Consider the following 12,660-nt stretch of genomic DNA (forward strand, 5'->3'; position numbering starts at 1 on the left):
AACGGCCGGGTTAATCACCCGGCCGTTTTTTTATGCCACTTCACTGTAGGAGCGAGCTGGCTCGCGAGCTTTTCGTTGCTGCGCTAAAAAGCGCGCTCCTGCGGGATGTTAAAACGCATTACGGAAGATTTCTTCAATCTGCCCCTGATCTGCCTTGCGCGGGTTGGTAAAACCACAGGCGTCTTTCAGCGCGTTGGTTGCCAGAATCGGGATGTCATCCAGCTTGGCCCCCAGATCCCGCAGCCCCGCCGGAATTTCAACATCCTTGGCCAGGGTCCGAATCGCCGCAATGGCTGCTTGCGCACCCTCCTCCGGACTCAAACCCCGGACATCGGCGCCCAGCGCGTGGGCCACGTCGGTCAGGCGAGCCGCACATACATGAGCGTTGAAGGTTTGCACATGGGGTAGCAGTACCGCGTTGCACACCCCGTGCGGCAAGTCATAGAAGCCACCCAACTGGTGCGCCATGGCGTGCACAAACCCCAGCGACGCATTGTTGAACGCCATGCCCGCCAGGAACTGCGCGTAGGCCATGTTCTCCCGGGCGGTCAGATCCTTGCCGTCGGATACTGCCTGACGCAAGTTCTGACTGATCAGCTCCATGGCTTTAATTGCACAGGCATCGGTAATCGGGTTGGCCGCCGTCGACACATAGGCTTCAATGGCGTGGGTCAGCGCGTCCATACCGGTCGCAGCCGTAAGCCCCTTGGGCATTGCCACCATCAGTTGCGGGTCGTTGACCGACAGCAGCGGTGTTACGTTGCGGTCGACAATTGCCATTTTCACGTGGCGCTCTTCGTCAGTAATGATGCAAAAACGCGTCATCTCACTGGCCGTACCCGCCGTGGTGTTGATCGAAACCAGCGGCAGTTGCGGTTTGGCCGACCGATCGACGCCTTCGTAATCACGAATATGCCCGCCGTTGGTGGCGCACAGCGCAATCCCCTTGGCACAGTCGTGGGGCGAACCGCCGCCCAGCGAGACAATAAAGTCGCATTGATGCTGCTTGAGGACCTTCAGGCCCGCCTCTACGTTGCCAATGCTCGGGTTCGGCCTGGCCCCGTCGAAAACCACCGATTCGATATCCTGCAAGCCCAGCTTTTCTGCGATCAGCGTCGCTACCCCGGCCTTGGCCAGCCCGGCATCAGTCACGATCAGCGCCTTGCGAAACCCATAATTGCGAATCGCGCTCATCGCTTCATCCAGACAACCGTTACCCATTATGTTCACGGCGGGAATAAAAAATGTGCTGGTCATGGCGAGTCCTCTAAGGCGGGGTGCAGCCCGCGACGCTGAATAAATCCATGTGCATAGCTTCAACCTGTTTTGGTACACCAATGTTGATCTGGCTCAACACTTGAGCGTGATAAAGTCCTGCTTTGCCCCCGCCTTGAGACGATATTTGCCATGACCCCCTTCCAGGAATTTGATGCAGAACTAGAAGACTGGAATGCACTGAGCACCGGCACAGCGTGCAGCGGACTGCTGATTGGTAACGGCGCAAGCATGGCCGTGTGGCATGACTTTTATTACGACTCGCTATTCGAAAAAGCCAAAAGCGTCGCCGAAAAACCCCTCAGCCAGACCGAACTCAGCGTGTTCGAAGCACTGGGTACGCGCAATTTCGAGCACGTGTTAAGTGCACTCAAAACCGCAAGCAAGGTCAACAAGGCCCTGGCCATCAACTCGGCTTCGCCGCGCAAACGCTACTACGCCATCAAGGAAGCCTTGATCAACAGCACCCAGGACGTACATATCCCCTGGCGCCTGATGCAACCCGAAACCCTGGCATGCTGGAACCAGGAGCTGGCGCGCTACGCCACGGTGTACTGCTCCAACTACGACCTGCTCACCCCCTGGGCTGTGATGCAGGCGCCAAAACAGTTCAATGACTTGTTCGACAGCCCCGGGGCTACCTTCGAACTGGGTGCAGCACTGGGCAAGAGCAAATCCACCCGCGTGCTTTACTTGCACGGCGGCCTGCACCTGGTGAAAAACCAGGAAGGCAAGGCGCGCAAGATCAACGCCACGCCACCCGTGCTGCTAAGTAACTTCGCGATTAATCACTCGATCAGCGCCCTGGACGATGTGCCGCTGTTTGTCAGCGAAAGCAACAGCGACGACAAGCGTAAATCCATTCGTCACTCGGATTACCTGTCGTTTTGCCATGAACAGTTGATGAGCCACAAAGACAGCTTGTGCATCTTTGGTCACAGCCTGGGAGAACAGGATCAGCACCTGATTGATGCCCTGCGCCAGGCGCCGCTGAAAACCCTGTGGATCTCGATTTACCCGCGCAACGAAGCCTTTATCCGCTTTCAGAAGCACCACTACGCGGCGCTATTTGCAGACAAAAAGCTGACATTACGCTTCTATAATTCGAAAACCCACCCGCTTGGCTACACCAGGCACTCGGTGCCGGTGGAGGTCTGAATCCGCTCCCCTCCCGCAACGGGAAAAGGGCCCGCCATCCCTAGTCATCCCTGCTATTGACCACCACCAGCAACTGCGCCTGAACCTGCCCCACCGAACGTAAACGGTGGGGCTTTTGGGCGTTGAAATGCAAGGCATCGCCCTTCTGCAAAATGACCCGCTCAGTCATGAAATCCACCTCTACTGCCCCCTCATGCACGAACAAAAACTCTTCGCCCGCATGCTCCTTGAAGCTGGGATCGGCGAATTCGAAAGGGGGGAACATCATGAACGGCAGCAGGTTACGCTCGCTGACCTGATGCGCCAGCACTGCATAACCGGGTGACTGCCCGGTGCCCGACAGCAACTGGCGCTGATCACTTCTCACCAGGCTGTAGTTGTCCAGCCGTGCGCTGTCCTCCGAGAACAGCTCCTCGACGTTCACATTCAGCGCCCTGGCCAATTTAAGCGCCGCGGCGATCGACGGCGTATTAAGCCCGCGCTCAACTTTGGACAGGTAACTCTTGGTCATGCCGGATTTTTCGGCCAGCACCTCAAGGGTAACGCCCAGTTTTTTTCTGAGTAATTTCAAGCGGATAGACATGTATAGCAATTAATCCATCAAAGGAGCCGCGGGTTTCTCTTGCCAATGACACTTTGTGTCATATAGCCTCTTAAGTGTCATATGCACTGCCCCGCCACTTTCCAGGCTACGGGGCAGGCAATCCGGCAATCACTGCAAAGGACACCGACATGGCCAAGACATTAGCACTCCCGAAAGAGCAGCTGGTCAAGCAAGCGCTTGTACAGATGCAAAATACGCTGGCGGATAATACGTGGACTGACCGGCAAAAGCTGGCCCTGACCTGCCGCATCCTCTTTGAAAACGGCCACGACTCTGGTCTGGCCGGGCAAATCACGGCTCGCGGGCCACAACCCGGCACCTATTACACCCAACAACTGGGCCTGGGATTCGACGAAATAACTGCCGGCAATCTACTGCTGGTCAATGAAGACCTGGAAGTACTCGAAGGCCACGGCATGCCGAACCCGGCCAACCGCTTTCACAGCTGGGTCTACCGCGCCCGCCCGGATGTGAACTGCATCATCCACACTCACCCGACCCACGTAGCCGCACTGTCGATGCTGGAAGTGCCGCTTGAGGTGTCGCACATGGATCTCTGCCCGCTGTACGAAGACTGCGCTTTTCTGGAAGGTTGGCCGGGGGTGCCAGTGGGTAATGAAGAAGGTGAAATCATCACCCGGGCGCTGGGCGCCAAACGCGCGATCCTGCTCTCGCACCACGGCCAGTTGTCGAGCGGGGCCAGCATCGAAGAAGCCTGCGTGATCGCGCAACTGATCGAGCGCGCCGCCAAGCTGCAACTGCTGGCGATGGCGGCCGGCACTATCAAACCCGTCGAGCCGGCGCTGGGTCGCGAAGCCCATGACTGGATCAGCCGTCCTAAACGTCACGCTGCCGCATTCAATTACTACGCCCGGCAAAACCTGCGTCGTCATGCCGATTGCCTGAACTGAGCCCACCTACCTGTTGAAACGGAGATACTTCATGTCGACCTCAAACATTCACGGCATCATCGGTTACACCATCACCCCGTTTACCGCCGACGGCGAACAGATTGACCTGAGCGCACTGGGACGCTCCATCGACCAACTGATCGACAGCGGTGTTCACGCCATTGCCCCCCTGGGCAGCACCGGCGAAGGCGCGTACTTGAGCGACGCCGAATGGGATCAAGTCAGCCAGTTCACCCTGGCCCATGTCGCCAAAAGGGTACCGACCATAGTCAGTGTGTCCGACCTGACCACTGCCAAGGCTGTGCGGCGCGCGCGCCTTGCCGAGCAATATGGCGCCGATGTGGTGATGGTCTTGCCGGCCGCCTACTGGAAACTCAGCGAAGCCGAAATCCTCGCTCACTACCGCGCCATTGGCCACAGCATCAGCACTCCGATCATGCTCTACAACAACCCGGCCACCAGCGGTACGGACATGTCGGTCGAGTTGATCCTGCGCATTTTCAATGCGGTTGAAAACGTCACCATGGTCAAGGAAAGCACCGGCGACATTCAGCGCATGCATCGCCTGCAACAGCTGGGCGAGGGGCAGATCCCGTTTTATAACGGTTGCAACCCGCTGGCACTGGAAGCGTTCGCGGCCGGAGCCAAAGGTTGGTGTACGGCTGCACCGAACCTGATTCCGGCACTCAATCTGGGGTTGTATGAAGCGGTACTGGCCAACGACCTGAAAACAGCCCGCGAGCTGTTCTATCGCCAATTGCCACTTCTGCAGTTCATTCTAAAAGGTGGCTTGCCCGCAACTATCAAGGCAGGCCTGCGCCTTACCGGCATTGAGGCTGGGGACCCGCGCCTGCCGGTATTTCCACTGTCTGAAAGCGCCGTTTCACAATTGCAGCAAATCTTGAAAACCCTGCGCTGACGCTCCCGCAACACCCGGCCTGCTGCCGAAAATGACACTGATGTTTTGCCCTTGAAAACCCAGTGACACCTTCGCCAGCAGGCTCAGACCAATGGGGTCATCAAAATTTTTCTTTGATCTGCGTGGTCGGCCCGTTGGTTTTGACGCTGGCTATGCCTTTGTCCCGCGCCGCCTCGGCGCTGTACTGCTCGCTGGTACCAATGATCTGGTGATTCGCCGCCTTGAGGTTGAAGTACGGCTTGCCGTCTTTGGCGACCTTCTTCTCATAGCGCTCATCATGGGGGCTATTGGCCTGCACCGAGGCAATCCCGGCTTTGGCCGCCGCCAGGGTGGTGTAGTGCTCACTGACCAAAATCGTTTCGGCGTTTGCCGCCTTCAAGACAAAACGGAACTGTCCGTTGCTGGTTTTGCTCAACTCGTACCAACCTGACATAACCACTCTCCTGCTGTAGTAGGGATTTTTCCCTTCTTCAGTAAAGCGGCCACAGGGTATTTAGCCATTTATCCGCCGCAATAAGCGCAAAGATGGATTTCCAGCGAGACAAATAGCAATAATTCTCGATACCATTCGCGACTTGTTTGCATCGCTGCATCCTTAAGGATCTTCATGTCCCGCTTCAAACCTGACCCGCCAGTGGCCGAATCCTTGCGCGAGTTCTACACACAGATTCTGCACTTCCTGCGCAAACGCACGGACAACGCCAGCGATGCAGCTGACATGACCCAGGATGTATTCACCCAATGGCTGGGTTATCAGGACCGGGCCAAAGTCGAGCAGCCGCGGGCCTTTCTGTTCCAGATGGCGCGCAATCTGTTACGCGATCACTGGCGTCGCCAACAGGTACGTCAAGCGGTGCACAGCGAACAAATTGCGGGTCAACCCGAGCCCCTGACCGACGAGAGGGATGAGCCGATGGCTGGCGCACAACGCCTGCAATATCTCGAGCAACTCAAAGCCGTGCTCGCAGAACTCTCGCCCAGACGCCGCGAAGCCCTTATGCTGCATCGTTTTGAAGGCTTGAGTCAGGCGCAGATTGCCGAACGTATGGGAATCTCCGTCAGCATGGTGGAAAAGCACATTGCCTTTGCCTTGCTTCACTGCAAGCGACATTTACAACGGGACAGCGGCAAGGAGCAGCCACAATGACCCCTTTTCAAATGACCGCTCACGAGAGCATCGACGCACAGGCGGCCACCTGGTTTGCGCGTAATCGCAATCAACCCGACAGCAATTGCCGCGAGCAATTCAACAGCTGGAAGGCCGTCCCTGCCCATGCCCGGGCATATGCCGAATTTGAGTCTCTGTGGGCCGATCTCGGCGAACTCAAGCAGTTGAATAAACCCGTGCCCCTGCCCCGGCGCCGCCGCTCAGTGTTTGCCCTGGCAACGGCCGCAGCAGTGTTATGCGCCGTGTTTGCACTCAATATCGGTACCCCGGTACAGCTGCATCAACAACAGATCGCAACCCAGAGTCAGGACGCAAAAACCGTCAGACTGCCCGACGGCAGCACCTTGACCGTCAATGCCAACACCCGTTTGCGCATCGACTTCAGCGCCAGTCAGCGGGACATCTATCTGGATCGGGGCCAGCTCTATATCGAAGTGGCCGCCAATAAGGAACAGCCGCTGGTGGTACACGCCGGCCATGCGCGGGTCCGGGTCGTCGGCACCGGTTTTGATGTGCGCCGCAGCCAGCGTCAATTGGTGGTGAGTGTCGCCCACGGGCAAGTCGCGTTTATCCCCGATGGCAAGTCGGCCGCCTTGCTGGGCGCCTCACAGCGTGCCACTTACGACTACGCCAAAGGCTCGCTTGAGGAGCAAAGTCTCAGCCCGGGTGAAGTGGCTGACTGGCGCAGCGGGCATCTGTCCTTTCGCAATCGTGAACTGGCCAGCCTGGTGGACGAGCTGGATTTATACCGCCCCGGGGTGATCGAGCTGGCAGACGGCCCGCTTGGCCGCTATAAGGTCTCGGGCAATCTGGATGTCAGTGACCCCTTGGCTCTGGTCAAGGCTTTACCCGCGCTGATCCCGGTGAAAAATCACCTGCTGGATAACGGAAAAATCCGTATCGAGCCCCGCTAAAAAACATATGCGAATATTTTTCATTCGCATATGTGGTTTTCTCTTTGTGCCGCGTCTTCCTTCGGTCTGCTAACGCATGTCTTTTTTGGCCTTTGTTGCCGCACCGGGGGATTTCATGTTTCGCGCACCACATCACTTCTCGCACTTGTGCACACGTACTGGATTGCTCGCTGCGTGTATGGCGGTCAGCCTGCACGCCCATGCCGAATCGATCCAGTTGCAACTGCCGGCGCAATCGCTGGCCAGCTCATTGAGTGATGTGGCACAGCAGGCAAAAATCCAGCTGCTGTTTGACGAAGCCTTGTTACGCAATGTGCAAGCCCCGGCCCTAAGTGGCACTTTCAGCCCGCAAGAGGCGATCAACCGGTTGCTCAAAGGCACGGATTTCAGTCTGATCCAGGTCGACCGCACCTATGTTGTGCGCCCCCGGGAAGAAGGCATCACCACCAGCAACAGCCTGGAGCTGGGCGCGGTCAGCGTGGTGGGCAACGGCAACGAAGTCGACTCCAGCAACGTCGGCAAGTCGACCATGACCCAAACCGAAATCAACAGGTATCAGGCCAATAACATTCCCAGCCTGCTGGCCACCTTGCCGGGCATCAACCTCGGCGGCTCCCTGAAACCGGGCGGCCAGACCATCAACATCTGGGGCATGGGCGAAGCCGAAGACGTCCAGATGACCGTTGATGGCGCGACCAAAAGCGGTTTTGAGCGCTACAAGCAAGGCACGATCTTCATCGAACCTGAACTGATCAAACGCCTTGCAGTCGAAAAAGGCCCCCACGATTTCCGCACCGGCAATGGCGGTTTTGGTGGCGTCGTACACATGGAGACCAAAGACGCACCGGACCTGCTGGAAGAAGGCAAAGACCTGGGCGCCATGCTCAAGTACGGTTACAGCAGCAACGACCATCAACAGGTCTACAGTGGCGCCGCCTACGGCCGGACCGAAGATGGCCGCGCCGATGCGCTGGTGTACTACACCAAACGCGACGGCGATGACATGAAGCTCGCGGATAACATGCCCAACCCCGGCAATGTCTACCCGGTGAACCCCTTGCGCCTGCCCAATACGGCCCAGGACCTGGATGCGCAACTGCTCAAGCTCAACCTGCACCTGACCGACGAGCACAGCGTCGCAATGTCCTACTCGCAATCGAACAACCACTTGTGGGTCCCGTTCTCGGCTGTCAGCTACCCGGCGCCGCCGAGCCAGGCCAACATCGATAAATACGGTTACGACATTGCTTCGCAGCGCTACCTGTCCACCCGTTCGACCGTCGACACCACCTGGTCGGCCAAATACAACTACGAGCCCATCGATAACCCTCTGCTTGATCTGGAAGTGAAGTACTCGCACTCCAACACCGAGCAGACCGATGAGCGCGGCGAACAGGCCTTCATCCAGCCCACCAGCGGCGGGCGCAAGATGGAAACCGGCTACACCGATGACATGCTCCAGATCGAAAACATCAGCCTGTTTGCCACCGGCCCCCTGGACCATGCAGTCACCACCGGCGTGCAGTTTCGCAAGCATGAACGCGATGTGAACATGTGGATGCCGGGCAAGACCTACGAAGTAGAAAAATACAACTATGGCCATTACCAGCCAGGCTTTATGCCCGCCGGCAAGGTGGACACCAACAGCTTTTATATCCAGGACGCCATCACCCTCGGTGATTTCACTCTGACGCCGTCGATGCGCTATGACCATGTTCGAAATCGTGGCCAGGAGAACGATGCGCCCTACTACAACCACCTGGAACTGGGCCATGACTACAGCGCCAAAACCTACACTGGCTGGTCGCCGCGCCTGTCAGCGTTCTGGAAAATAACCCCGCAGACCGCCCTGTTTGTCGACTACAGCAAAACCTGGCGCGCCCCGGTGATCGACGAACAGTACGAAGTCCAGGCCATTGGCGGCCGAACGTCCACCAGCCTCGGTCTCAAACCGGAGCGCATCACTGGCTGGCGCGGGGGCAATATCACCACGTTCGATCAGATCTTTGGCGACAGCGACCACGCACTGATCCGCACCACCCTGTTCAGCAACAAGATCGACGATGAGATTTTCAAAGCCACGGGCGTGGGTTGTGCAGCGCAAACCGCGTCAGGCGGCATGACACAAGACTGCGGCCCCAACATGCCGAACTACCGCAACATTGGGAGCGTGACCATCAAGGGCTTTGAGATCGAAAGCTTCTACGAGGCCACTTACCTCTTCGGATCGCTGTCGTACGCATGGATGACCGGCAAACACCAAGGCGCCTACACCAACCCCTGGGGCCCCGACGTATGGGCCCGAGATGTTCCTGCGCCCAAGTGGGTGGCCGTACTGGGCACGAAAATTCCGGCCTGGGATGCCCGAATCGGCTGGAAAGGCGAGTTCGTGCGCAAGACTGACCGCTTGCCGAGCGATAACTACTACAGCAGCGATATCAGTGCCCTGGGCGACCGCTACTGGGACCACTACGACAATGACGGCTACAACGTACAGGGCCTGTTTGCCAACTGGAAACCGACTCAGCCCTACCTCAAAGGCACCGAGGTCAACTTCACGGTGGATAACCTGTTCAACAAGAGCTATCGCCCGATGCTCAGCGGAGAAAATGCCTACAGCCAGGGCCGTAACGCCAAAGTCAGCGTGACCCGGTTCTTCTAAAACTGCAGATACCTCGCACACCGACCTCAGGACAGCTTCGCCACCGGATGCAGCCTGTCGGCAGCGGCTACAAGAGAGTGGCTCAACCCTGCTTGCGCCCCACCAAATTCAATTCCGGCGCCTGCACCCGGCGCTGGCTCAGGTAGCGGCTGCAACTTACCCGCAGGAACGAGGCGAAGTTGACCACTTCGCCCCGATAATCCATCACCTCTTCGTAGAGCTTGGCCACCAGCTGGTTGGTGGTCATGCCATCGGTTTCAGCAATCTCGCTGAGGATGTCCCAGAACTGGTTTTCCAGGCGCAAGGTGGTGACCACGCCGCAAATACGCAAGGAGCGCGAGCGCGACTCGTAAAGAATCGGATCGGCTTTGACATATAGCTCACACATGGTCGCACCCTCTTCTTACAAGGTAATGGTCGTACCCAACAACCCAAGAAACGCCGCCAGCCAGGCAGGATGCGCCGGCCACGCAGGCGCCGTCGCCAGGTTGCCTTGCACATGGGCCTTGGTCACGTCGATATCAATGTAGGTACCGCCGGCCAATCGCACTTCCGGGGCGCAGGCCGGGTAAGCACTGCACTCGCGGCCTTGCAGCGTTCCGGCAGCCGCCAGCAATTGCGCGCCATGGCACACAGCAGCAATTGGCTTACCGGCCTTATCGAATTCACGAACCAGTTCCAGAACCTTTTCGTTCAACCGCAGGTATTCCGGAGCTCGGCCACCTGGTACCACCAGCGCGTCATAGTCACTGGCCCGGACTTTGTCGAAATCGAAATTCAGGGCGAATAGATGACCCGGCTTCTCGCTGTAGGTCTGATCGCCCTCGAAGTCATGAATCGCCGTGCGAACGGTCTGCCCCGAGGTTTTGCCGGGGCACACTGCGTGAACCTGATGACCCACCATCAACAGCGCCTGAAACGGCACCATCACTTCGTAGTCTTCAACGTAGTCGCCAACCAGCATCAGAATTTTTTTCGCCGCCATGGTGAGTTCTCCTCCGGGGTAAGCCTTGGACTGATAAGAGTAGCCAAGGTACCCCCTGAGGGCCCACGCGGGTAATAGCCAGGTACTACGTGCCCGCCCGCAGGCTTGTTACAGGCTTACTTCAACAAACCGTCCGCCTGCAGCAAGGTTTCCAGGCAGTGCTCCTGAATGTTGTAAAACGCCTTGAGCTCCTGGATTTTCACCAGCAACTGCGCCGGGTCCAGGGGTTCGTCGCGTTTTACCGCGAGGATCATTTTGTTTTTGTTGGTGTGTTCCAGGGAAATGAACTCAAACACTTTGGTTTCATAACCGCAGGCCTCAAGGAACAGTGCACGCAAGCTGTCGGTGACCATTTCGGCCTGCTGGCCAAGATGCAACCCGTATTGCAGCATCGGCTTGAGCAGCGCCGGGCTCTGGATCTGCAGGCGAATCTGCTTATGGCAGCACGGCGAGCACATGATGATCGCCGCCCCCGAACGAATGCCCATATGAATCGCATAGTCGGTGGCAATGTCACACGCATGCAGGGCGATCATCACGTCAATCGGGGTCGGCGCAAAGCTGCGCACGTCACCATGCTGAAAGGACAGGCCCGGGTGCTCCAGGCGCTGGGCGGCGTTGTTGCACAGCGTGACCATGTCTTCACGCAGCTCAACCCCGGTGACCACACCTTCAGCCTTGAGGCTGTGACGCAGGTAATCGTGAATGGCAAAGGTCAGGTAACCCTTGCCCGAACCGAAATCCACCACCTTGACCGGTTGATCGAGCTTGAGCGGCGAGTTGCTCAAGGCGTGGGAAAACACCTCGATGAATTTGTTGATCTGCTTCCACTTGCGCGACATCGCCGGGATCAGTTCTTGCTGCTTGTTGGTGACCCCCAGATCCGCCAAAAACGGCCGGGTCAGGTCCAGGAAGCGATTTTTCTCACGATTATGCTCAGCCGACGGCAGTTCACGCTCCTGCTGGCTTTTACCTTTGAACAGCGAGCTTTTGCCCTTTTTGCTGTATTCCAGCTGCACTTCGTCGGTCAGGGTCAGCAAATGCGCGTTTTTAAACGCTTCAGGCAACAGCCCGGCGATATTGGCCACGCCCTCTTCAAGGGGGAAGTTCTTGGTGATATCGCGGGTTTTGTAACGGTACACAAACGACAGGCAAGGCTGATCCTTGACCGTGACTTGCTTGATGATGATCCGCTGCAGCTCGGCCTCTGGCCCGACATACTTGGCCAGTACCAGTTTGATAAAGGAGTTCTGGGCCAGGCCGGTTTCCAGCAAGTGCAAAAATTGCGCACGATGATCCGGCACAGACGGGGCGGTGGTAGCAGTCACTGACATTGAAAAAGGTGCCTCGGGGGATGCAGGAGGGGGAATCTGAAAAGCAATGGCGGCTATTTTAGGCGCGTTCGCCGCCTGGGGCACGGGGTTATTTCAGCCAGCGGCGATTACAACATCACCAGCCGATTGGGCAATTGATTGCGCGGATGGGTTTTCGGCACATGCCGCTCCAGCAGTTCGGCACAGGCATCGATGCAGGAAATAAAGCCTTCAGCCGTATGACCCAATGCCACACGGCGCGTGAAATCACTGACGATGCTGCCCCAATCGCTGTCGTCCAGATGTTGCGATATCCCTTCGTCCACCAGAATCTCGACATAGCGCTCGGCTTCGCTGACAAAAATCAGCACGCCGGTGCGGTCCCGGGTGTGATGCAGTTTTTGTTCGAGAAACTGGCGCCGGGCAAGATTGCTCGCGCGCCAATGCCGAATGCGCGGCGGGATCAAGCGGGTGGTGATGGCCGGCAGGCGAAAGATCAGGCTGAGGAAGACGAAGCAGGCCCACTGCAACATCAGCAAGCCGTAAATCTGCAGACCGCCGATCAAAAAATGCACCAGAGCGGGTACCACCAGGGCGATCAGGCTGGCCCATAACAAGGGGATATAGCTGTAATCATCCGCGCGCGGCGCCAGCACGGTGACAATTTCGGCGTCGGTACGCTGTTCGGCGCGGGTTACCGCGTCGGCAACCTGCTGTTGTTGCTGTGGGGTAAGTAAAGCCATGAGTGTCG

General features: G+C 57.7%; 13 protein-coding genes. 6 read left to right on the forward strand and 7 right to left on the reverse strand.

Annotated features, from left to right (window positions below; translation table 11 throughout):
- Positions 1-108: 108 nt before the first annotated feature.
- Positions 109-1,257: an L-threonine dehydrogenase gene (gene yiaY / locus JQ845_RS00770; protein WP_010655863.1), complete on the reverse strand. Its 1,149-nt coding sequence runs from the start codon at positions 1,255-1,257 to the stop codon at positions 109-111.
- A 150-nt stretch (positions 1,258-1,407) separates the two neighbouring features.
- Between yiaY and JQ845_RS00775 the strand changes: the two genes are divergently transcribed.
- Entirely contained in the window at positions 1,408-2,433 is a 1,026-nt protein-coding gene (locus tag JQ845_RS00775; RefSeq protein ID WP_160628265.1) for a DUF4917 family protein, read from the forward strand.
- 40 nt (positions 2,434-2,473) lie between these two features.
- Here the strand turns inward: JQ845_RS00775 and JQ845_RS00780 are convergent, their stop codons facing one another.
- Entirely contained in the window at positions 2,474-3,016 is a 543-nt protein-coding gene (locus tag JQ845_RS00780; protein ID WP_127196588.1) for a helix-turn-helix domain-containing protein, read from the reverse strand.
- Positions 3,017-3,165: 149 nt separating this feature from the next.
- Between JQ845_RS00780 and JQ845_RS00785 the strand changes: the two genes are divergently transcribed.
- Together JQ845_RS00785 and JQ845_RS00790 are read left to right on the forward strand one after the other, a co-directional pair.
- Positions 3,166-3,948, forward strand: coding sequence for an aldolase (locus tag JQ845_RS00785; RefSeq protein ID WP_202210947.1), 783 nt, complete (start codon positions 3,166-3,168; stop codon positions 3,946-3,948).
- Positions 3,949-3,979: 31 nt separating this feature from the next.
- The gene (locus JQ845_RS00790) at positions 3,980-4,867 is read left to right on the forward strand and encodes a dihydrodipicolinate synthase family protein (protein ID WP_010655866.1); all 888 of its coding nucleotides are present in this window, start codon (positions 3,980-3,982) and stop codon (positions 4,865-4,867) included.
- Between the two features lie 100 nt (positions 4,868-4,967).
- Here JQ845_RS00790 and JQ845_RS00795 read toward each other — a convergent pair whose 3' ends face one another.
- Positions 4,968-5,300, reverse strand: coding sequence for a YegP family protein (locus JQ845_RS00795; protein ID WP_003441118.1), 333 nt, complete (start codon positions 5,298-5,300; stop codon positions 4,968-4,970).
- Positions 5,301-5,474: 174 nt separating this feature from the next.
- On the opposite strand from JQ845_RS00795, the gene JQ845_RS00800 reads away from it, so the two are divergent.
- The 3 genes from JQ845_RS00800 to JQ845_RS00810 all read left to right on the forward strand — a co-directional run bounded on the left by JQ845_RS00800 (position 5,475) and on the right by JQ845_RS00810 (position 9,611).
- Positions 5,475-6,014 (forward strand): RNA polymerase sigma factor, encoded by a 540-nt coding sequence (locus JQ845_RS00800; protein ID WP_203007939.1) that lies wholly within the window; start codon positions 5,475-5,477, stop codon positions 6,012-6,014.
- Positions 6,011-6,949, forward strand: a complete 939-nt coding sequence (locus JQ845_RS00805; RefSeq protein ID WP_203007941.1) for a FecR family protein — start codon at positions 6,011-6,013, stop codon at positions 6,947-6,949. The genes JQ845_RS00800 and JQ845_RS00805 overlap by 4 nt, the downstream gene beginning before the upstream one ends.
- 115 nt (positions 6,950-7,064) lie before the next feature.
- Positions 7,065-9,611, forward strand: coding sequence for a TonB-dependent receptor (locus JQ845_RS00810; RefSeq protein ID WP_037001426.1), 2,547 nt, complete (start codon positions 7,065-7,067; stop codon positions 9,609-9,611).
- 82 nt (positions 9,612-9,693) lie between these two features.
- Here the strand turns inward: JQ845_RS00810 and JQ845_RS00815 are convergent, their stop codons facing one another.
- The 4 genes from JQ845_RS00815 to JQ845_RS00830 all read right to left on the reverse strand — a co-directional run bounded on the left by JQ845_RS00815 (position 9,694) and on the right by JQ845_RS00830 (position 12,652).
- Entirely contained in the window at positions 9,694-9,999 is a 306-nt protein-coding gene (locus JQ845_RS00815) for a ribbon-helix-helix domain-containing protein (RefSeq protein WP_003441106.1), read from the reverse strand.
- A gap of 15 nt (positions 10,000-10,014) precedes the next feature.
- The gene (locus tag JQ845_RS00820) at positions 10,015-10,596 is read right to left on the reverse strand and encodes a DJ-1/PfpI family protein (RefSeq protein ID WP_003441103.1); all 582 of its coding nucleotides are present in this window, start codon (positions 10,594-10,596) and stop codon (positions 10,015-10,017) included.
- Positions 10,597-10,712: 116 nt separating this feature from the next.
- Positions 10,713-11,930, reverse strand: a complete 1,218-nt coding sequence (locus JQ845_RS00825; protein WP_003441101.1) for a class I SAM-dependent methyltransferase — start codon at positions 11,928-11,930, stop codon at positions 10,713-10,715.
- 107 nt (positions 11,931-12,037) lie between these two features.
- Entirely contained in the window at positions 12,038-12,652 is a 615-nt protein-coding gene (locus JQ845_RS00830; protein ID WP_003441098.1) for a TPM domain-containing protein, read from the reverse strand.
- Positions 12,653-12,660: the final 8 nt, after the last annotated feature.

This window comes from Pseudomonas paraversuta, from assembly GCF_904063065.1.
In the GTDB taxonomy this organism is placed as follows: domain Bacteria; phylum Pseudomonadota; class Gammaproteobacteria; order Pseudomonadales; family Pseudomonadaceae; genus Aquipseudomonas; species Aquipseudomonas paraversuta.